Genomic DNA, 19733 nt, shown 5'->3' with positions numbered 1-19733 from the left:
CTCGACTACAGAGGTATTATTGCGACGGTGAGCACCCCCGCCGATCTTGCCGCCGACCTCCCCCGCATTCTGGGCAGATTCCGCCGGCAGCTGCGCCGCTCGGTCGGCACCGGGTACGCCCCCGGGCAGCTCTCCGAGTCGCAGGCCGAGCTGCTGCGCCTGGTGACCCACCGTCCCGGGGTGTCGGTCAGCGCAGCCGCCACCGAACTCGGGTTGGTCCCGAATACCGCGTCCACCCTGGTCACCAAGCTGTCATGCGCGGGTTTGCTGGAGCGCACGCCGGACCCCACCGACCGGCGGATCAGCCGGTTGCGCCTCACCGAGCCGGCTCAGCAGGTGATGGACACGACGGCACAGGTGCGGCGTGCGGTGCTGACCGACCTGCTCGGCGAGCTTGACGAACAGCAGATGGGGGTATTGGCGAAAGGGTTGGAGGTCCTGGAACACATGACCAAGAGACTGCAGGAGCGAAGCGCATGACCCCGGCAATCGACTGCCGCCACCTGACGTACCGCTACGGCCAGCACACCGCGGTCGACGACGTGACCTTTCAGGTGCGGCCGGGCGAGACGATGGGCCTGCTGGGGCCCAACGGCGCCGGAAAGACGACAGTGGTGCGGGTGCTGACCACGCTGGCGCCGGTCCAGGACGGCGAACTGCGCATCTTCGGGTTGGACGCCCGCCGCCAGACCATCGATATCCGCAGCAATATCGGCTATGTACCGCAACAACTTTCGATCGAGACCGCCCTGACCGGACGGCAGAATGTGGAGTGGTTCGCCCGGCTGTACGGGGTGCCCCGCCGCGACCGCCGCGATCGCGTCGAGCAGGCGCTGAACGCCATGGACCTGCTCGACGTCGCCGACAAGCTCGCCTCCAGCTACTCCGGCGGCATGGTTCGGCGACTCGAGGTGGCCCAGGCGCTGGTCAACCGGCCGTCGCTGCTGGTGCTCGACGAGCCGACGGTGGGGCTGGATCCCATTGCCCGTGACGGCGTGTGGACACAGGTGCAGGCCATGCAGCAGCAGTTCGGCATGACCGTGCTGCTCACCACCCACTACATGGAGGAGGCCGACGCGCTGTGCGACCGGGTCGCGTTGATGCATCGCGGCGCGTTGCAGGCAGTGGGGACACCCGAGGAGCTCAAAGCCACCGTCTCGCCGCACGCCACGCTCGAAGACGTCTTCCGGCACTATGCCGCTTCCAGTCTGGACGTCCCGTCGAGCCGCGAAATCCGTTCTAGCAGAGGAGCAAACCGGCATGTCGGTTGACCGGGCCTGTCAGCCCATCGAGGTGAATCCGGTCCGCGCGCCGCGCGGAGTGGAGCGGGCCAAAGCGACGCTGAGCCGCGTCGGCGCATTCGCGATCGTCGAACTGCAGAAGCTCCGGCACGATCGCACCGAACTCGTCACCCGGATGGTGCAGCCCGCGCTGTGGCTGCTGATCTTCGGCACCACCTTCAGCCATCTGCGCGTCATCGACACCGGCAACGTGTCCTATCTGGCGTTCCTGGCGCCGGGGATCATCGCCCAGTCGGCACTGTTCATCTCGATTTTCTATGGGATACAGATCATCTGGGACCGCGACGCGGGCGTACTGGCCAAACTGATGGTGACCCCGGCACCGGCTTCGGCGCTGATCGCCGGCAAGTCCTTTGCCGCCGGGGTCCGTTCGGTGGCGCAGATCGTCGGGGTGCTGGTGCTGGCGTACGCGATGAACATCGGCTTGACGGCCAACCCGCTGCGGATCCTGGCGGCGATGGCCGCCGTCATGCTCGGTGCCGCCTTCTTCGCTTGTCTGTCAATGACATTGGCGGGTCTGGTCCGAAATCGTGACCGGTTGATGGGCCTCGGCCAGGCCATCACGATGCCGTTGTTCTTCGCGTCCAACGCCCTGTACCCGGTCGAGGTCATGCCGTCGTGGCTACGTGTGCTGAGCAAGGTCAATCCGCTGAGTTACGAGGTCGACGTGTTGCGGGCGCTGCTGATCGGCAGCCCCTTCCACCTAGTGGACGTTGCCGTGCTGCTGATCGCTCCGATCGTCGGAATCATCGCGGCCTCAAAGGTTTTACGACGACTGGTCGCCTAGCCGGGTGACCCGATCGTTACCCGAATGCGACCCGATCGCTGCGGAGTCCCGCCCGAGGCCTAATCGTTAGCCAACCGCGACATCATGCTTCGGCCGCGACAGCCCGGCCGACCCGACCGGCTGTGTTTGACTCGCCCGGAACAGATTCGACCGCGACGAGTGGCAGACGAAGGATGGGTCAAGCGATGAAGCTCGTGCAAAAGCTGTGTGGCGCAGCAAAAACCATGCCCCGCAGGCTGGCAGTTGCCACGTTGAGCGCTGCCCTGCTGACCGGTCTCGTCGGTGTCGTCGGCGGCTCGGCCACCGCGAGCGCGTTCTCCCGGCCCGGTCTCCCGGTGGAGACCCTGCAGATCCCGTCGGCGGCCATGGGCCGCAACATCAAGGTGCAGTTCCAGGGCGGCGGGGCGCACGCGGTGTACCTGCTCGACGGGCTGCGCGCCCAGGACGATTACAGCGGTTGGGACATCAACACCCCCGTGTTCGAGGAGTTCTACCAGTCCGGGCTTTCCGTGGTGATGCCCGTCGGCGGCACGTCCAGCTTCTACAGCGACTGGTACCAGCCGTCCCAGGGCAACGGCCAGGGCTACACCTACAAGTGGGAGACCTTCCTGACCCGGGAAATGCCGACCTGGCTGCAGGCCAACAAGGGCCTTTCACCGTTCGGCAACTCCGCCGTCGGATTGTCGATGTCGGGCAGTTCGGCGTTGATCATGGCCGCCTACTACCCGCAGCAATTCCCCTACGCGGCGTCGCTGTCGGGCTTCCTCAACCCGTCCGACGGCTGGTGGCCGACGCTGATCGGCCTGGCGATGAACGACTCCGGCGGCTACAACGCCAACAGCATGTGGGGCCCGTCCACCGACCCGGCGTGGAAGCGCAACGACCCGATGGTCCAGATCCCCCGGCTGATCGCCAACAACACCCGGATCTGGGTCTACTGCGGCAACGGCACGCCCAGCGACCTCGGCGGCGACAACATGCCCGCGAAGTTCCTCGAAGGCCTGACGCTGCGCACCAACCAGCAGTTCCAGCAGACCTACGCCGCCTCGGGCGGACGCAACGGAGTGTTCCAGTTCCCCAACAACGGCACGCACTCGTGGAACTACTGGAACCAGCAGCTGATGGCCATGAAACCCGACATGCTGCAAGTCCTGAATGCGGTCAACCAGCCCCCACCGGCACCGGCACCGGCGCCCGCGGCGCCCGGCCAGGGGGCCTGAGTACCGCCAGACCACATCGGCAGCAGCGCAACGGCCAGCGCTGCTGCCGATGTTCTATTCGGGGCTCTGCGATCCCTTGTCCAGCAGGCCGCGCCGGTCGGCGTGCAGGTAGGTGTAACAGGTCGTCACCGCGCACACGAACGCTGCGACACCCAGCATCTGGGTCCCGCTGGTCACCAGGCTGATCGCTCCGCCAATGGCCGCGCCCGACATGAAGGTCGCGAGCATCATGAAGTACCCGAACCAGTCCTCGATCTTGCCGCCGGCGACGTGGCGTTCGATCCCCTGCCCCATCTTGACCAGCGTCCCGGTCACATAGCTCAACGGAACCGACACTTCGCCGTCCTTGACGAAAGACGTATTCAACGCGCCGACCCCGAACACCACACACATGACCGGCACGAAGTCGAGCATGGTCTCCTCCCAGCCGCCCAACACGATGTCCAGGCCCGTCGCGAACACCAGCGCGAACGTCGTCAACACCGTCGGGCCGTGCGGGTGGGCCGCCCAGTACCGCCGCCGGCAGACCGACGACACCACCACGCCGGCCAAAAAGCACAGCAACAACGTGCCCGCGGTGATCGACAGCCAGACGTCGTCGCGGAACACCCCGAGCACCGCGCGCTGCGCGTTGCCCGTCATGAACGTCACGAAATAACCCTCGGAGTGGCTGAACGCGGTGGCGCCCAGCACGCCGGCCAGCGCGGCCAGTAGCCAGGACAACCTGGCCTCGCTGTCATACATCTCCTTCTGCACACGAGCATGCTTCCAGAGCTGCGCCCGACGGGCATAACGGCGAAGGTCAGGCGGTGGCCAGGCGCGCGATCGAGCGCAACGGTATCGGCAGCCAGGTGGGTCGGTGCCGGGACTCGTAGCCGGTCTCGTAGACCGCCTTGTCCAGCTCGTAGGCCGCCAGCAGCAGCGCCGAATCCCGGGGGTCGGTTCCCGACGCGGCGGCGTAACCGTCGCAGAATGCGGCGCGGTTGCGTTCGACCCATTCCCGGGCGCGGGCCGCCAGCTGCTTGTCGTGTTTGTCGGAGCCCTGATCCACCAACGGCCCGTACGCGGCGTACTCGAAGGACCGCAGCACGCCGGCCACGTCGCGCATCGGCGAATCCGGGGCGCGCCGCTCGGCCACCGGCTGACCCGGTTCACCCTCGAAGTCGATCAGCACCCAGCTCTCCGGGGTACGCAGCACCTGACCCAGGTGCAGGTCGCCGTGCACGCGCTGGACGGTGATCTGCTCGTCGGCGAGCTTGCCGAGGCGCTCCTGAATCGTCGGTACGTACTCGTCGAGTTCGGAGACCGCGGCCGCCGAAGCCGACAGGCGCGCCAGCATGTGGTCCAGCGGGAACGGCGCCTGCGACGTCCCCAGCGATTCCGCCAAAGTGGTGTGCACCGAGGCCACCGCTTCGCCGAGCCGATAGGACTCACCGGCGAAGTCCCCGCCGACTTCGTGGGCGTACAGGTCACCCTCGGCGAACAGATCGCGCACGCTGGCGGTCGCCATGGCCCACCCTTCGGCGGCGTTGCCGGCGAAGGCGGTGACCATGCCCAGCGGCGACACGGACTCCGGCGCAGCGTCCGGCGCGCCGATCTCGTAGCTGCCCAGCAACCGTGCCACGTGGGGGTTTCCGGCGCGGCCGAGCACCCGGTTCAGTTCGATGTCGGGATTGATCCCCGCGCTGACCCGGCGGAATATCTTCAGAATCGCCGCCGGTGTCCGGTCGAAGATCACGCTGGTGTTGCTCTGCTCGGCGTCGGAGACCCGGGGGTAGGCGTCCACCGGCAGTTCGATGTCCGGTTCCCGGCTGAACTTCACCCGCAGATCGGGCGAGTCCCGAACCTCCCCCGCGTCGATCAGTGACAGCAGGAAGCACGGTGCGGCGCCGTCGTAGAGCGCGTCGAAGCCGGTGTGCCCGCCGGCTTCGCCGATGGTGGCCTGGTTGCTGAACTCCGAGACGGGCTGGGTGTCCCAGCCGACGATCACCTGGTAACGCTCGGCGGAACCGTCTGTGTAGGCGACGTCGAGCAGCACCAGGTCCAGGTCATTGCGCAACGGCACGACCACCGCCGGCGCGACGCTCGACAGTTGGCGGTTGCGGCCGGCATACCAGCGTTGCTGCGGCAACCAATGCGCCCAAGGCAACTGCCCCGCGTCACCGATGCGATTCATGGTCCTCCTCGATTGCGGACAGCTGGAACCAGTAGAACCCGTGCCCCGGCAGCGTCAGCAGATACGGCAGATGCCCGATCCGCGGAAACTCCACCTGTCCGGTCAGTTCGATGGGTGTGTAGCCGTTCCACTGCTGCAGGTTCAGTTCGATGGGCTGAGGGAACCGCGACAGGTTGTTCACGCACAGGACGACGTCGTCTTCTCCGTCTTCGCGGGGGACCTCGCGGACGTAGGCCAGGACCGACGGGTTGGACCCACCGAGTTCGTGGAAAGACCCGATGGCGAACGCGTCGTGGCGGCGTCGCACCGCGAGCATGGTGCGGGTCCAGTTCAGCAGCGACGTCGAGGTGTCGCGTTGGGCTTCGACGTTGACCGCCTGATAGCCGTACACCGAATCCTGGATCGTCGGCAGATACAACCGGCCGGGGTTGGCTTTCGAGAATCCCGCGTTGCGGTCGGGGGTCCACTGCATCGGGGTGCGCACCCCGTCGCGGTCACCCAGCCAGATGACGTCACCCATGCCGATCTCGTCGCCGTAATAGAGCACCGGCGAACCGGGCAGCGACAGCAGCAGCGCGTTGAACAGCCGCATCTGGTTGAAGTCGTTCTCCAGCAGCGGTGCCAGCCGGCGCCGGATGCCGACGTTGGCCTTCATCCGCGGATCCTTGGCGTACTCGGAGTACATGTAGTCGCGTTCCTCGTCGCTGACCATCTCCAGGGTCAGTTCGTCGTGGTTACGCAGGAAGATCCCCCACTGCGCCATATCGGGGATGGCCGGCGTCTGGGCCAGGATCTCCGAGATCGGGAACCGGGACTCGCGGCGCACCGCCATGAAGATCCGTGGCATCAGTGGGAAGTGGAACGCCATGTGGCATTCGTCGCCGCCGGTACTGGGGTCGCCGAAATACTCGACCACGTCGGCCGGCCACTGGTTCGCCTCGGCCAGCAGCACCCGGCCGGGGTACTCGTCGTCGACCACCTTGCGGCACCGCTTAAGGAAGGCGTGCGTCTCGGGCAGGTTCTCGCAGTTGGTGTTCTCCCGGGCGAACAGATAGGGCACCGCGTCCAGCCGGAATCCGTCGATGCCCAGGCCGAGCCAGAACCGGATGACGTCGATCATCGCCTCTTGCACGGCCGGGCTGTCGTAGTTCAGGTCCGGTTGATGGGAGAAGAACCGGTGCCAGTAGAACTGGCGGCGGACGGGGTCGAACGTCCAGTTCGACTCCTCGGTGTCGACGAAGATGATCCGGGCGTCCTTGTACTTCTCGCTGGTGTCGCTCCACATGTAGAAGTCGCCGTACGGGCCGTCGGGGTCGCGCCGGGATTCCTGGAACCAGGGATGCGAATCCGATGTGTGGTTCATCACCAGGTCGGTGATCACCCGGATGCCCCGCTGGTGCGCTTCGTCGATCAGCGCGACGAAATCCTCCACCGTCCCGAACTCGGGCAGCACCTTGTAGAAGTCGCGGATGTCGTAGCCACCGTCCCGCAGCGGCGAGTCGTAGAACGGCGGGAGCCACAGGCAGTCGACACCGAGCCATTGCAGATAGTCCAGGCGATCGATCAGTCCGCGCAGGTCACCGGAGCCGTCGGCGTTCGAGTCGAAGAACGCCCGGACCAGCACCTCGTAGAAGACCGCGTGTTTGAACCAGGTCGGGTCGGCGGGCAGGGCGGCCGCGTTGCCGAAGTCCTCGACGTTCGGATGCTCGACGACACCCCCCTCGACGTGACTGCCCTCTGAGGGATCATGAGAGGGATCGTGCGCGGGATCGTGCCGGACGGCATCTCTCTCGTCGTTCATCAATTCCACGATGCCACGGGTACCCGACCCACCCGGCTAAGAATCACCGGATGGCAACATGCCTGGAACAAAATCGTGAATTGCCGCTAATACCAAAAGGTTTCGCTCGTCGCAACTCGAGATCAGGCCGGCGGTCCCTCGGCCAGGGTCACGTTCTCGGTGCGCGCGACACCCGACTTGGTGGTGAAGCTGATCGAGATCACATCTCCGGGATGGTGCGGCGTGAGCGCGTCCGAGAGCGCGGTGGCTGAGTTGATCGGCACGCCGTCGATCGCGGTGATGACGTCGCCGTTGGAGATCCCGACGGACGCCGCGGGCGCGGTGCCCACCACGCGTTGCACCCGTGCACCGTTGCCGCCGTTGTCGACGACGCCGAGACCGAGGAACGCAGTGGGGCCGACGTGCACGGTGGGCGAACCCCCGCCGCTGCGGATCTGATTGGCGATGCCCATCGCGGTGCCGATCGGAATGGCGAAGCCCTGCCCGCCCTGCAGCTGGAAGCTTTCGGAGGCGGCTGTGTTGACGCCGACGACCTGACCGGCACTGTTGACCACCGGGCCGCCGGAGTCGCCGGGCGCGATCGCGCCGTCGAACTGGATCAGACCGTTAAGGGTCTCCTCGGCCCCGGTCAGCGCGTCCGACGCCTGGACGGTTTGGTTCACGGCGATCACCTTGCCGGGCACCGCGCGTGGGGTGCCGCCCTGCCCGCCCGTGTTGCCCAGCGCCACCACCGGCTCGCCGACGCTCACCGGACCGCCGATCGCGGCGGTCGGGACGCCACCCGCGCCGCGCAGCTGGATCAGCGCGACATCCTGGCTGCGGTCGTACCCGATCACGTCCACGCCGTAGGTCCGGCCGTCCCCGACGCTGAACGCGCTGATGTCGGTGGCGCCGGAAATCACGTGGTTATTCGTCAACACCACACCGTTCGGGTCGATGACGATGCCGGTGCCGGCGCCCACGGCATTGTTGTAGCCCAACTTGGTGTTGATGTTGACCACCTGCGGACCCACCTGTGCAACGGTGGCCGCCGGGTCGAGTGGTTTGGCCGGGAATTCTTTCAATGGCGTTGCCGACGCGGGCACCGGCGGAATAACCAGGCTCAATCCGACCAGAGTCAGCAGGGCGATAACCCAGCTCAGCGAACGGTGGCGCATTGTGTTCATCCCGTAGAACCTCCTGCGTCGGATCGATTACCGCATGTCCCAGCCGTGAGTCCGGTCGCGGCGTTTGGTGTCACCACCGTAATCCAAATACCCATTTGATACGGAGGTCAGCCGCCGAATCGGGAAAATTCAGTTAGCGATATGGGTCGAATGGCGCCCGATCGAGCCAAAACCTGGCACCGAGGCGGAAATTGCCTAATCGTCCAACCGGACCGGTGACTTTAATCACTGTCCCGCTCATAAGCTGGCCGGGTGGAATTCGACCCGCCGGACTGGTTCGCGCGGTCGCCGGTCGCGCGGTTGGCCACGGTCACCGCCGAGGGGGTCCCGCATCTGGTGCCGGTGGTGTTCGCGGTTTGCCACGAAGAAGACGCAGCCGTCGTCTACACCGCGGTCGACGCCAAACCCAAAAGCACTCGGCGGCTGCGCCGGCTGGCCAACATCGAAAGCAACCCGGCGGTGAGCCTGCTCGTCGATCATTACGACGCCGACTGGACGAGGCTGTGGTGGGTCCGCGCCGACGGCAGCGCCACGATCGTCCGCGACGGCCCGGTGCTGCACACCGGATACCGGCTGCTGCGCGCCAAATACCCTCAGTATCAATCGGTTTCACTGGACGGTCCGGTCATCGCGGTGACGGTGCGGCGCTGGTCGGGCTGGCACGCCTGAGGCCCGGCGGGGACTGAACGACGCGGGGACCCGCCCGCGCGTCGATCCCCCGGCGGGCGCGTCGACCCTTGTGCTGGGCGTCGGTTGGGAGAAAAGTTGAACCTGCGCCCTGTGAGCTGGATCACCCGTACCGCGGGAGAACTGGAGGAACGTCATGGCCGACAGAGTCAGTGCTGCTGCTCAGGGGACGGCCCCCACCGCGAGCGGTCCCGACGGCATCCGCAATGTCGTGCTGGTCGGACCCTCCGGCGGCGGCAAGACCACCCTGATCGAGGCACTGCTGGTCGCCGGCGGGGTGTTGTCCCGGCCGGGATCGGTCACCGAGGGCAGCACCGTCTGCGACTTCGACGAGGCCGAAATCCGCCAGCAACGCTCGGTCGGTGTCGCGGTGGCCTCGCTGGCGTACGACGGCGTCAAGGTCAACCTCATCGACACACCCGGATACGCCGACTTCGTCGGGGAGTTGCGCGCCGGATTGCGTGCTGCCGACTGCGCCCTGTTCGTGATCGCCGCCAATGAGGCCGTCGACGAGCCGACCAAGTCGCTCTGGCAGGAATGCAGCCAGGTCGGGATGCCCCGAGCCGTGGTCATCACCAAGCTCGACCACGCCCGCGCCGACTACCCCGAGGCGCTCGCCGGGGCGCAGAATGCGTTCGGCGACAAGGTCTTACCGTTGTATCTGCCGACCGGCCCGCCCGGTTCCCCAGGCTTGATCGGGCTGTTGTCGCAAACCCGGTACAGCTACGCCGACGGCCGCCGCACCACGTCTGCGCCCGACGAGTCCGACGCCGACCGCATCGAGGAGGCGCGTGGCAGCCTGATCGAAGGGATCATCGAGGAGTCCGAGGACGAATCCTTGATGGAGCGCTACCTGGGCGGCGAGACGATCGACGAATCGGTGCTGATCCAGGATCTCGAGAAGGCCGTCGCCCGCGGCTCGTTCTTCCCGGTGATCCCGGTGTGCAGCAGCACCGGCGTCGGCACCCTCGAACTGCTCGAGGTCGCCACCCGCGGCTTCCCGTCCCCGATGGAACATCCCCTGCCGGAGGTGTTCACCCCGCAGGGCGCCGCGCACGACGAGTTGGCCTGCGACGTCGACGCGCCGCTGCTTGCCGAGGTGGTCAAGACCACCTCGGATCCCTATGTCGGGCGGGTCAGCCTGGTCCGGGTGTTCTCCGGGAGGATCAAACCCGATGCCACGGTTCATGTGTCGGGCCACTTCTCGTCCTTCTTCGGCACCGCCAACGGTCACGGCGGCAACCACCCCGACCACGACGAAGACGAGCGCATCGGGGTGCTGTCGTTCCCGCTCGGAAAACAGCAGCGGCCCGCGCCCGCCGTGGTGGCCGGCGACATCTGCGCGATCGGCAAGCTGAGCCGCGCCGAAACCGGCGACACGTTGTCCGACAAGTCCGAGCCGTTGGTGCTCAAGCCGTGGACGATGCCAGAACCGTTGCTGCCGATCGCAATTGCGGCGCACGCCAAGACCGACGAGGACAAATTGTCGATCGGGTTGAGCCGGTTGGCGGCCGAAGACCCGACGTTGCGCATCGAGCAGAACCCGGAGACCCATCAGGTAGTGCTCTGGTGCATGGGGGAGGCCCATGCCGGAGTCGTGCTGGATGCACTGGCCAACCGGTACGGGGTGACGGTAGATACCGTCGAGCTGCGCGTGCCGCTGCGAGAAACCTTGGGCGGCAAGGCCAAAGGGCACGGTCGCCATGTCAAGCAGTCCGGCGGCCACGGCCAGTACGCGGTGTGCGACATCGAGGTCGAGCCGCTGCCGGAGGGTTCGGGGTTCGAGTTCGTCGACAAGGTGGTCGGTGGGGCGGTGCCGCGCAACTTCATCCCGAGTGTGGAGAAGGGGGTGCGCGCCCAGATGGACAAGGGTGTGCACGCCGGGTATCCGGTAGTCGACCTGCGGGTCACGCTGTTCGACGGCAAGGCGCACAGCGTCGACTCGTCGGACTTCGCGTTTCAGATGGCCGGCGCGCTGGCGCTGCGCGAGGCCGCGGCGGCGACGAAGGTGATCCTGCTCGAACCCATCGACGAGATCTCGGTGCTGGTGCCCGATGACTACGTGGGTGCGGTGATGGGCGACCTGTCCAGCCGTCGCGGCCGGGTGCTGGGCACCGACACCGCCGGCCACGAGCGCACCGTCGTCAACGCCGAAGTGCCGCAGGTCGAATTGACCCGCTATGCCATCGATTTGCGCTCCCTGGCGCACGGGGCAGCGTCCTTCACCCGCACCTTCGCCCGCTACGAACCGATGCCGGAATCCGCCGCGGCCCGGGTGAAGACCAGCGCCTAGCTCTGCGGCTGTGGGCCGAACCGCTGGGCTACCGCGCGGCGGTCCAGTGATCCCTTCGCGGTGTGCGGCAACTCCCCGGTCACCTCGAAGCTCGCCGGAATCTCGAACGGCGCCAACCGATCCCGGCAGAAGCGGGTCAGTTCCTCGGCGGTGGGCGCCGCGCCGCGGGGCACGACCACCGCGGCCACCGCTTCGCCGTACATCGGGTGCGGTATCCCGAACACCGCCACTTCCATGACGTTGGGATGGGTGGCGAGCACGCTTTCGACGCGTTCGGGTGAGATCTTCTCACCGCCGCGGTTGATGAGTTCTTTGATCCGGCCGCGGATGCTGAGGTCGCCGGCTTCGGACAGCGTCCCCAGATCTCCGGTGCGCAGCCAGCCGTCGGTGAAGTTCGCCGCGGTGATCTCGGGGTCACCGAGGTAGCCGCGTACCACCGTGGCCCCGCGCAGCCACACCTCGCCGACCGCGCCCGGCGCGAGGGGTTGTCCGTCGGGGCCGACGATGCCGATCTCGGGTCCGGTGGAGCGCCCGACCAGACCGGTCGCGACGGCGGGGTTCATCTCCTGATCGGCCGACGTGGTGGCCACCTGGTGGGTGGCCTCGGTCATGCCGAAGGCGCACAGCACCGGTGCGGAGAACTCCGCGTGCAGCGCGCGCGCCACTTCCGGCGTCAGCGGAGCGCTGCAACTGCGGATGAAACGCAAAGCGGCACTGCGGTTTTGCGAACCGCGCTCCAGCAGGATCTGGTGGATGGTCGGCACCGCGGTGTACCAGGTGGCCTTGACGGCGTCGATGTCATCCCAGAATGTGTGCGCCGAGAACTTGCCACGTGCGGGCAACAGCACCGTGCCGCCGGAGGCCAGCGTCGACAGCAGTGCTGCGATCAGGCCGTGGCCGTGATAGAGCGGCATCACCGCGACCGTCGAATCATGTTCGGTCAGTTGGTATCCGGCCACGACGGCCCGCACCGAGGTGGCGATGTTGTCGTGCGTCCAGGGAACCATCTTGGGCAGCCCGGTGGTGCCGCCGGTGAACATGATCATCGCGTCGTCGTCGCGCAACCCCGCCGGTGTGGAAACGGCCGGGTCGGGCGGGGTGCCGGCGTCCAGGTGGGCCGCCCAGCCACCGTCCCCGTCGGCGGCGGTCACCGAAATCGGCCACCATCGCACCGACGGCTCCGACGGGTCCCCCGGCCCCTCGACGAGCACCGCCCGCGCCCCCACCGCTTCACTGCGGGCACGCTGATCGGCCACCGGCAGCGCCGGATCCAACGGGACCACGACCAGGCCCGCCCGCAATCCCGCCAACAGGCCCACGACGAATTCGGCGCTGCTGCCGGTGCGCAGCCCCACCCGGTCCCCCGATGCCAGTCCGGCCTGCCTCAGTTTCCCGGCCATGTCGTCGACCAGTCGGATCAGGTCGCGGTAGCTGACCGGGACGCGATCGGCGGTGACGACGAGGGCCGCCGCCTCCGGTGCGCGTGCCGCGGCCGCCGCGATCATCTCCACGATGCCTGGATGCCGTTCGAATGCCATATGCAGCACCCTGCCGCGCCAGAGCGCTCGCTGTCCAATACCGGTGCGCTACCGGTCTCGATAGACGGCGTGGATCATCGGATGGCGACCGGGTCTTGGACACGGCCGACGAACCCGACGACAGTGATGCTGAGACATCACATACGAGGAGCACCCAGCATGAGCGCCGAACTGACCGACGGCTTCCACCTGGTGGTGGACGCGCTGCAGGCCAACGACGTCGAGACGATCTACGGGGTCGTCGGGATCCCGATCACCGACCTGGCACGGACCGCGCAGGCCCGCGGGATCCGCTACATCGGCTTCCGGCATGAGGCCTCGGCCGGCAATGCCGCTGCGGCCGCGGGCTTTCTGACCCGTCGGCCCGGGGTGTGCCTGACGACATCGGGGCCCGGCTTCCTCAACGGCCTGCCCGCGTTGGCCAATGCCACCACCAACTGCTTCCCGATGATCCAGATCTCCGGCTCCAGCGGGCGGTCCGTGGTCGATCTGCAGCGGGGGGATTACCAGGACATCGACCAACTCAACGCGGCGCGCCCGTTCGTCAAGGCCGCCTACCGGATCGGCCGGGTGCAGGACATCGGGCGGGGCGTCGCGCGGGCGGTCCGGACCGCGATCTCCGGTCGGCCCGGCGGCGTCTATCTCGACATCCCCGGGGAAGTGCTGGGCCAGGTGATGGAGGCCGGCCCGGCCGCCGCCTCGGTCTGGCGCGTCGTCGATCCGGACCCCCGGCAACTGCCGGGACCCGACGCGGTGGACCGGGCGCTACAGGTGCTGGCCCGGGCTCGGCGCCCACTGATCGTGCTGGGTAAAGGTGCGGCATATGCCCAGGCCGACAACGTGATTCGGGAGTTCGTGGAAACCACCGGCATCCCTTACCTGCCGATGTCGATGGCCAAAGGCCTGCTGCCCGACGTGCATCCGCAGTCGGCCGCCGCCGCCCGCTCCCTGGCGATCGCCCGCGCGGATGCGGTGCTGTTGGTCGGGGCACGGCTGAATTGGCTACTGGGCCATGGGGAATCGCCGCAGTGGTCGCCGGAGACCGAGTTCGTGCAGATCGACATCGCCCCGGCGGAGTTCGACAGCAACCAGCCGATCGCGGCGCCGCTGACCGGTGACATCGGTTCGGTGATGTCGGCGCTGCTGGACGGGTTGGCCGAGCACCCGATCGCGGTCGACGCCGGGTGGACCGAAGAGCTCGCCGAGCGCAAAGCCCGCAACGACGCGAAGATGCAGGAGAGGCTGGCCGAGAACCCGCACCCGATGCGGTTCTACAACGCCCTGGGCGCCATTCGCAGTGTGTTACAACAGAATCCGGACGTCTACCTGGTGAACGAGGGCGCCAATGCGCTGGACCTGACCCGCAACGTCATCGAGATGGAACTCCCGCGGCATCGGCTCGACACCGGTACGTGGGGCGTGATGGGCATCGGGATGGGCTATGCCATCGCCGCCGCGGTGGAGACCGGACGGCCCGTCGTCGCCGTCGAAGGTGACAGCGCGTTCGGTTTCAGCGGCATGGAGATCGAGACGATCTGCCGCTACCGATTGCCGGTGACCGTGGTGATCCTCAACAACGGCGGCGTGTACCGCGGCGACGAATCCGTCACCGGCGCCGATCCCGCGCCCACCGTCCTCAACGCCGGCGCCCGGCACGAACTGCTCGCAGAAGCCTTCGGCGGCAAGGGTTACCACGTCACGACACCAACCGAACTCGAGGAGGCACTGACCGAATCGCTGGCGTCCAACGGCCCGGCGCTGATCGACTGCGCCCTCGACCCCGCCGCCGGAGTGGAGAGCGGCCACCTGGCCGGCCTCAACCCCCAGCGGCGTGACGTGCAATCCAAGTGAGAATGCCTGCGAACTCTGGGTATTCAAGGAACGGTTGATCGATGCCGAGAAGGAGACACCATGGCCCACGTATTCGTCGAACCACGACCAAAAGGCCGTGACGGAGACCCGATTTCCCACTACGTCGTGGAAGAACACGCAGACAGCGTTCTTGCCGAGTTCAACACCCAGCAGGAAGCTGTCGAGTGGGCGAAACAGCAGGGACACGCACCTCACGTCGCCCGCGTCCGACACCTGGACGACAGGAAGAAGCCCGACCAATGGCGGGCGGTCTAGCCGCCCGACCAGCTTTGCCAGTGAGAGGGCCGAGCGGCCCGAGAACCGCGTGCACTTCGACGTCACCCGCGTCACTCGGGTGACTTCATCGGCGCCCCGCTATGCCGAATTGTTTGCTATGGCCGCTCGGGGTGGATAGCCACTAGAATATTCGCTTGTGTCCACCGCACCATCCCGAGCACCATCCCGAAGGGTGAAGGCCATGCGTCGAGCGGTTCGTTACTTATTCGTCCTGGTCGCGACCACGACGATGGCCGCAGCCGGGTCGGGCAGCCCCGCCACCGGCGCCGTTCCGGTACCGCATCCGCTTCCCGCTGTCGCGTCGGTGTTTCCCAGCCAAGGCGCGGTGGTAGGCATCGCCACACCTGTTGTGGTGACCTTCACAGCTCCGGTGGCCGATCATCGCGCCGCCGAGCGGTCCATCCGCATCAGCTCACCGAGCAATATGACCGGCCACTTCCAGTGGCTGGACGGCAATGTCGTGCAGTGGGTGCCGGACCGGTACTGGCCCGGCCACACCCGCGTGTCGGTGGGGGTGCAGGAGCTGACGGAGGGCTTCGAGACCGGCGACGAATTGCGCGGTGTGGCCAGTATTTCCGCGCACACCTTCACCGTCAGCCGCAACGGCGAGGTGCTTCGAACGATGCCGGCGTCGATGGGCAAGCCCAGTCGTCCCACGCCGATCGGAAACTTCAACGCCATGTCCAAGGAACGCACCGTCGTGATGGACTCCCGCACCATCGGCATTCCGCTCAATTCCTCGGACGGGTACCTGATCACCGCGTCGTACGCGGTACGCGTCACGGGCAGTGGGGTTTACGTGCATTCGGCGCCGTGGTCGGTGAACTCGCAGGGCTACGCCAACGTCAGCCACGGCTGCATCAACCTGAGCCCGGACAACGCCGCCTGGTACTTCAACATGGTCACCATCGGCGACCCGATCGACGTCGTGGCCTGAACCCCAGCGGTTGCCGCGTTTCTAGCGTGAATCCTTGGCTTTGCGCGTGAATCCTCGGCTTTCAGCGTGAATCCTTGGCTTTGCGTGGGAAGCCTGGGCGGGATTTCGGGCGATTTTCCCGCCCTGAGCTCACCCTGAAAGCCGTCGCTTCACAACCGAAGCCGGGGAGTCACAGCGAAGTGGGGCATACAGTCGGAAGCATGTCCAACACCCTGCAGGACCCGCGGGTCGCCTCGACGCTCGACCGGATGTACACCGCCGCCAAGGACCAGATGTCGCTGTTGCGCGCACGGCACGATCAGTTCAACCGTCCGATGACGGCGCAGGAGCGCACCGAGGCGATGAGCGAGTTCTACATCCCGGTGACTCCCGATGCGGGCCGGTTGCTCTACGCGCTGGTGCGGGCTACCCGTCCCGCGACCGTCGTCGAATTCGGCATGTCCTTCGGCATTTCCGCGATCCACCTCGCCGCCGCGGTGCGCGACAACGGCAGCGGCCGGGTGATCACCACCGAACTGAGCGACACCAAGATCGCCGCGGCCAAGCAGACCTTCGCCGACACCGGATTGCAGGACGTGATCACCATCCTGGAAGGCGATGCGTTGAGCACGCTCCAACAGGTGGGTGAGCCGGTCGATTTCGTCCTGCTCGACGGCTGGAAAGACCTGTACGTCCCGGTGATCAAGCTGCTCGAACCGTCACTGTCCGCGGGCGCGCTGGTGATCGCCGACAACACCGAAGCCCCCGACACCCGGCCCTATCTGGACCACGTCCGCGGCCCCGGCAACGGCTACGTCAGCTTCAACTTCCCCGCCAGAGACAGCGACAGCATGGAACTCAGCTGCTGGACCGGCTAACGCAGTGACTCCTCCAGCCACGGCAGCAGCCATTTGACCCCCTCCGGGGTGAGGTGCACACCGTCGCTGCGCAGCTTGATGCCGTCGACCTTGGTGGTGTAGACGCCGTCCGGGCCGAGCTTCTTGTTCAGGTCGACGATCCCGACATTCCGGCGCTGCCCAATTGCGTTGCGCAGCATCGTGTTCCACTGATTGACCCGATCCGGCTGGTCCTCCGGATACAGCCGGCCGTCCGGCTTCTCCCCGCCCCGGCTGTAGGGCACCGTGGCCACCATCACCCGGACACCGGTGGAGCCGACGATGTCCAGGGCCCGATTCAGCTCGAAGTTCAGGTAGGCGTCGAAGGCCGGGTCGCCGATGTGCGTCCACTTGCCCTCGTTGACCCGGTCCACCGTCTCCCACCGGCCGATCACCAGCAGTGCGACATCGGGCCGGTCCTGGTTGATCTGCGTCGCCCAGCGACCGGGCCAGGTGTCGCATTCCGTCCGCTGCTCCAGCGTCTGGCCGATGTAGCGGTACGGCGTGCCGCGCACCAGGCTGCATCCGATGACGGTGTGGTCGACGAACTTGAAGCCGGGTGTCGGCGGCAGGAAGTGCATCATCGTCCAGCCGATGGAATCGCCGAACACCGAAACGGTGAACGGCTGGTTGGGATCCCGCGGGCCGGGGACCGCGGTGGGCTGGCCGGCTCCCGGCGGCGACGGCGACACCGCCGCCACCGCGGAAACCCCCGGCGGTAGCCCGACTTCACGCAGTCCCGTGCCGACCGGAACCACCAGGATCGTCGCCGCGGCGGCGCTGGCGACGGTCGCCGCCGCCAACGGCAGCAGCGGCACCCGCTCCGGTCGCCAACGCCGGATCGGTTGCTCGATCGCCCAATACGAGACACCGGCCACCGCCAGCGTCAGCGCGCAGCGGGCCGCGAACAGTCCGGCGCCGGACCACCCGGTGCGTTCGCCGTTGAGCACCAGGAAGATCGGCCAGTGCCAGAGATACACGCCGTAGGAGATGCTGCCCAGCCACACCAGAGGGCGCCAGGCCAGCGCGCGAGCCACCGCACCGCGCTGCTCGATCGCGACGGGTGCCACCACCAGGACGGCGGCGACGGCCACCACGATCAGCAGACCGTGCCGGAACTCACCGGCACTGCCTTTCGCGTAGTGCGTGACCAGCGCGAGCACCACCAACCCGACCATCGGCAGCACCCGGGCGGCGCGTCGCCCCCACCGGGTGCGGATCAGGCACCATCCCCGGTTCAGCGACGGCCAGTCGCGGACCAGCAGGGCCGATGCCGCGGCACCGATCAGCAGCGCCTGCGCCCGGGTATCGGTGCCGAAGTAGATCCGGTCGCGGGTGGCGTCGCTGGTGAACACGATGGCGGCCGCCGCCGAAGCCAACACGCCGAGGCTGGCGATGACGAAGGCGGTGAACCGGACGTGCCCGACGGTGGTCTTGGCGAAATAGCGCCGGGCGCGGGCCGCCAACAACAGGGTCACCGCGATCAGCAGCACCGGCCAGACGATGTAGTACTGCTCTTCGACCCCCAGCGACCAGGTGTGCTGCAGCGGCGACGGCGGTGCACCTTGGGTGAAGTAGTCCGTCTTCTGGGCCACGAACCGCCAGTTCGCCATCCAGCAGAACGCGGCGATCGCGTCACCGCGCAGACCGTTCAGCGACTGGTACGGCAGGAACTCGCGGGCCACGCTGACCGTCAGAACCATCAGCAGCAGCGCCGGCAGCAGGCGGCGCGCCCGTCGTATCCAGAAGCCGGTCAGGTCTATCCGACCGCTGCGGCCGAGTTCGTCGAGCAACAGTGAAGTGATCAGGAAGCCGCTGAGCACGAAGAAGATGTCGACACCGATGAATCCGCCGGCGACACCGGGGATGCCGCCGTGCCCGATCAGGACCAACCCGACCGCTATCGCGCGCAGGCCGTCCAAAGCTGGGATGCCGCTGTGCCGTTCGGGCCGGTCCCAGACTGCTGACCGTCCGGCACGACGAACCGGGGCGACCCAACGTTTACGGGATGCGGACGAAGCCGGTGCGGTGTCCGTCCCGCCCGGCTCAGCGTCTGCCGCTGCTGCGCCCTGACCATTCGGTCGTCCGGCGCCGAATTTGGTGGCGATACGTCGCTGCCCCTCCTCTTGATCCCAGCAAGCCTAGGTGCGGGACGCTCCGATCTCGGTCAGGACACGCGGGATAGTCCAAGACACGCAACGGATTTGCTCATTCCGGTCCGTATCCTGGTCGCGGACACACCGCAGCACGAGCAGAAGGCATCGACATGGGCTGGTTTTCCCGGCGCCGCAAGACCAAGCCGGAGCCGGAAGTCACCAGCGCACCCCATGCCCAACTGCCGATCCCCGAGTCAGGCGCCGGGCCGCCGTGGACCGGCCGCGCGCTGCAACTCCCCGCGTCACCCAGCCCGGCGACCGCGTCCCAACTGGCCGAAAGCGCCGCCGCTGCGGCCCTACAGGTGGCCGGTATCGAGCTCGACTACAGCCCGGCCTCGCTGCACCGGGTGGACGAGATCCTGGACGGCTTTCGCGCGGCCGGATCGGACTTTCTGGCCGAGTCCATCTTCGTGTTCGGCTGCTATCTCGGTGAAGTCATGGTCCGCCACGCCGGCTATCAGTGGGTCGAGACACCCGACGACCTCGTCCAGCATCTGGGCAGGCTCACCGTTTACCACCCCGGCACCCGGTCCCGCGCCAACCCGATCGACAAGGCCTTCAAACGCGTCGACTACGGCGATCCGGACAACCTGCCGTACTTCTACCGCGTGTTCACCACCGAGAACCCGTTCCAGTCTTAGCCGACCC

At 67.1% G+C, this 19733-nt stretch carries 17 protein-coding genes; 11 read left to right on the top strand and 6 right to left on the bottom strand.

Features of this window, described 5'->3' with window-relative positions; genetic code table 11:
- The first annotated feature begins 18 nt into the window (after positions 1-18).
- From AC5Y47_RS10465 to ag85C, 4 genes are all read left to right on the top strand, one after another.
- Positions 19-480 carry a MarR family winged helix-turn-helix transcriptional regulator gene (locus AC5Y47_RS10465; protein ID WP_499943919.1) on the top strand — a complete coding sequence of 154 codons (462 nt, stop codon included), beginning with the start codon at positions 19-21 and terminating at the stop codon, positions 478-480.
- Positions 477-1271 carry an ATP-binding cassette domain-containing protein gene (locus AC5Y47_RS10460; protein ID WP_499943885.1) on the top strand — a complete coding sequence of 265 codons (795 nt, stop codon included), beginning with the start codon at positions 477-479 and terminating at the stop codon, positions 1269-1271. The genes AC5Y47_RS10465 and AC5Y47_RS10460 overlap by 4 nt, the downstream gene beginning before the upstream one ends.
- Positions 1261-2088, top strand: coding sequence for an ABC transporter permease (locus tag AC5Y47_RS10455; RefSeq protein ID WP_499943884.1), 828 nt, complete (start codon positions 1261-1263; stop codon positions 2086-2088). The genes AC5Y47_RS10460 and AC5Y47_RS10455 overlap by 11 nt, the downstream gene beginning before the upstream one ends.
- 185 nt (positions 2089-2273) lie before the next feature.
- Positions 2274-3308: a diacylglycerol acyltransferase/mycolyltransferase Ag85C gene (ag85C, locus tag AC5Y47_RS10450; RefSeq protein ID WP_499943882.1), complete on the top strand. Its 1035-nt coding sequence runs from the start codon at positions 2274-2276 to the stop codon at positions 3306-3308.
- A gap of 54 nt (positions 3309-3362) precedes the next feature.
- On the opposite strand, the gene AC5Y47_RS10445 is transcribed toward ag85C, so the two are convergent.
- From AC5Y47_RS10445 to AC5Y47_RS10430, 4 genes are all read right to left on the bottom strand, one after another.
- A complete protein-coding gene (locus AC5Y47_RS10445; protein WP_499943881.1) occupies positions 3363-4064 on the bottom strand; it encodes a YoaK family protein in 702 nt (233 codons plus the stop codon).
- 46 nt (positions 4065-4110) lie between these two features.
- Positions 4111-5484 (bottom strand): maltokinase N-terminal cap-like domain-containing protein, encoded by a 1374-nt coding sequence (locus tag AC5Y47_RS10440; protein ID WP_499943880.1) that lies wholly within the window; start codon positions 5482-5484, stop codon positions 4111-4113.
- Entirely contained in the window at positions 5468-7285 is a 1818-nt protein-coding gene (gene treS / locus AC5Y47_RS10435) for a maltose alpha-D-glucosyltransferase (RefSeq protein WP_499943879.1), read from the bottom strand. Before treS ends, AC5Y47_RS10440 begins: the two co-directional genes overlap by 17 nt.
- Before the next feature lie 122 nt (positions 7286-7407).
- On the bottom strand, positions 7408-8451 hold the full coding sequence (locus AC5Y47_RS10430; protein ID WP_499943878.1) for a S1C family serine protease: 1044 nt from the start codon (positions 8449-8451) through the stop codon (positions 7408-7410).
- Positions 8452-8703: 252 nt separating this feature from the next.
- Between AC5Y47_RS10430 and AC5Y47_RS10425 the strand changes: the two genes are divergently transcribed.
- Positions 8704-9120: a TIGR03668 family PPOX class F420-dependent oxidoreductase gene (locus AC5Y47_RS10425; protein ID WP_499943877.1), complete on the top strand. Its 417-nt coding sequence runs from the start codon at positions 8704-8706 to the stop codon at positions 9118-9120.
- Between the two features lie 154 nt (positions 9121-9274).
- Entirely contained in the window at positions 9275-11431 is a 2157-nt protein-coding gene (locus AC5Y47_RS10420) for an elongation factor G-like protein EF-G2 (RefSeq protein WP_499943876.1), read from the top strand.
- Here AC5Y47_RS10420 and AC5Y47_RS10415 read toward each other — a convergent pair.
- Positions 11428-12969, bottom strand: coding sequence for a FadD7 family fatty acid--CoA ligase (locus tag AC5Y47_RS10415; protein WP_499943873.1), 1542 nt, complete (start codon positions 12967-12969; stop codon positions 11428-11430). The two genes, AC5Y47_RS10420 and AC5Y47_RS10415, sit on opposite strands and share 4 nt — an antisense overlap.
- 159 nt (positions 12970-13128) lie before the next feature.
- On the opposite strand from AC5Y47_RS10415, the gene oxc reads away from it, so the two are divergent.
- From oxc to AC5Y47_RS10395, 4 genes are all read left to right on the top strand, one after another.
- On the top strand, positions 13129-14820 hold the full coding sequence (gene oxc, locus AC5Y47_RS10410; RefSeq protein WP_499943872.1) for an oxalyl-CoA decarboxylase: 1692 nt from the start codon (positions 13129-13131) through the stop codon (positions 14818-14820).
- 60 nt (positions 14821-14880) lie between these two features.
- On the top strand, positions 14881-15096 hold the full coding sequence (locus AC5Y47_RS10405; RefSeq protein WP_499943871.1) for a hypothetical protein: 216 nt from the start codon (positions 14881-14883) through the stop codon (positions 15094-15096).
- 202 nt (positions 15097-15298) lie between these two features.
- Positions 15299-16054 (top strand): L,D-transpeptidase, encoded by a 756-nt coding sequence (locus tag AC5Y47_RS10400; RefSeq protein ID WP_499943870.1) that lies wholly within the window; start codon positions 15299-15301, stop codon positions 16052-16054.
- Positions 16055-16254: 200 nt separating this feature from the next.
- On the top strand, positions 16255-16911 hold the full coding sequence (locus AC5Y47_RS10395; RefSeq protein ID WP_499943869.1) for an O-methyltransferase: 657 nt from the start codon (positions 16255-16257) through the stop codon (positions 16909-16911).
- On the opposite strand, the gene AC5Y47_RS10390 is transcribed toward AC5Y47_RS10395, so the two are convergent.
- The gene (locus AC5Y47_RS10390; RefSeq protein WP_499943918.1) at positions 16908-18860 is read right to left on the bottom strand and encodes an SGNH/GDSL hydrolase family protein; all 1953 of its coding nucleotides are present in this window, start codon (positions 18858-18860) and stop codon (positions 16908-16910) included. The two genes, AC5Y47_RS10395 and AC5Y47_RS10390, sit on opposite strands and share 4 nt — an antisense overlap.
- Positions 18861-19195: 335 nt before the next feature.
- Between AC5Y47_RS10390 and AC5Y47_RS10385 the strand changes: the two genes are divergently transcribed.
- On the top strand, positions 19196-19726 hold the full coding sequence (locus AC5Y47_RS10385; protein ID WP_499943868.1) for a hypothetical protein: 531 nt from the start codon (positions 19196-19198) through the stop codon (positions 19724-19726).
- Positions 19727-19733: the final 7 nt, after the last annotated feature.

The organism is Mycobacterium sp. NGS22 (assembly GCF_059813095.1).
This window is presented reverse-complemented; position numbering and strand designations above follow the sequence as displayed.

Excerpts from the sequence above, each read along its gene's own strand:
- AC5Y47_RS10440 (WP_499943880.1), bottom strand. The coding sequence starts at position 5,484 with ATGAATCGCATCGGTGACGCGGGGCAGTTGCCTTGGGCGCATTGGTTG.
- AC5Y47_RS10420 (WP_499943876.1), top strand. The coding sequence starts at position 9,275 with ATGGCCGACAGAGTCAGTGCTGCTGCTCAGGGGACGGCCCCCACCGCG.
- AC5Y47_RS10415 (WP_499943873.1), bottom strand. The coding sequence starts at position 12,969 with ATGGCATTCGAACGGCATCCAGGCATCGTGGAGATGATCGCGGCGGCC.
- oxc (WP_499943872.1), top strand. The coding sequence starts at position 13,129 with ATGAGCGCCGAACTGACCGACGGCTTCCACCTGGTGGTGGACGCGCTG.
- AC5Y47_RS10395 (WP_499943869.1), top strand. The coding sequence starts at position 16,255 with ATGTCCAACACCCTGCAGGACCCGCGGGTCGCCTCGACGCTCGACCGG.
- AC5Y47_RS10385 (WP_499943868.1), top strand. The coding sequence starts at position 19,196 with ATGGGCTGGTTTTCCCGGCGCCGCAAGACCAAGCCGGAGCCGGAAGTC.
- AC5Y47_RS10430 (WP_499943878.1), bottom strand. The coding sequence starts at position 8,451 with ATGAACACAATGCGCCACCGTTCGCTGAGCTGGGTTATCGCCCTGCTG.
- AC5Y47_RS10455 (WP_499943884.1), top strand. The coding sequence starts at position 1,261 with ATGTCGGTTGACCGGGCCTGTCAGCCCATCGAGGTGAATCCGGTCCGC.
- AC5Y47_RS10405 (WP_499943871.1), top strand. The coding sequence starts at position 14,881 with ATGGCCCACGTATTCGTCGAACCACGACCAAAAGGCCGTGACGGAGAC.
- AC5Y47_RS10400 (WP_499943870.1), top strand. The coding sequence starts at position 15,299 with ATGCGTCGAGCGGTTCGTTACTTATTCGTCCTGGTCGCGACCACGACG.
- ag85C (WP_499943882.1), top strand. The coding sequence starts at position 2,274 with ATGAAGCTCGTGCAAAAGCTGTGTGGCGCAGCAAAAACCATGCCCCGC.
- AC5Y47_RS10460 (WP_499943885.1), top strand. The coding sequence starts at position 477 with ATGACCCCGGCAATCGACTGCCGCCACCTGACGTACCGCTACGGCCAG.
- treS (WP_499943879.1), bottom strand. The coding sequence starts at position 7,285 with ATGAACGACGAGAGAGATGCCGTCCGGCACGATCCCGCGCACGATCCC.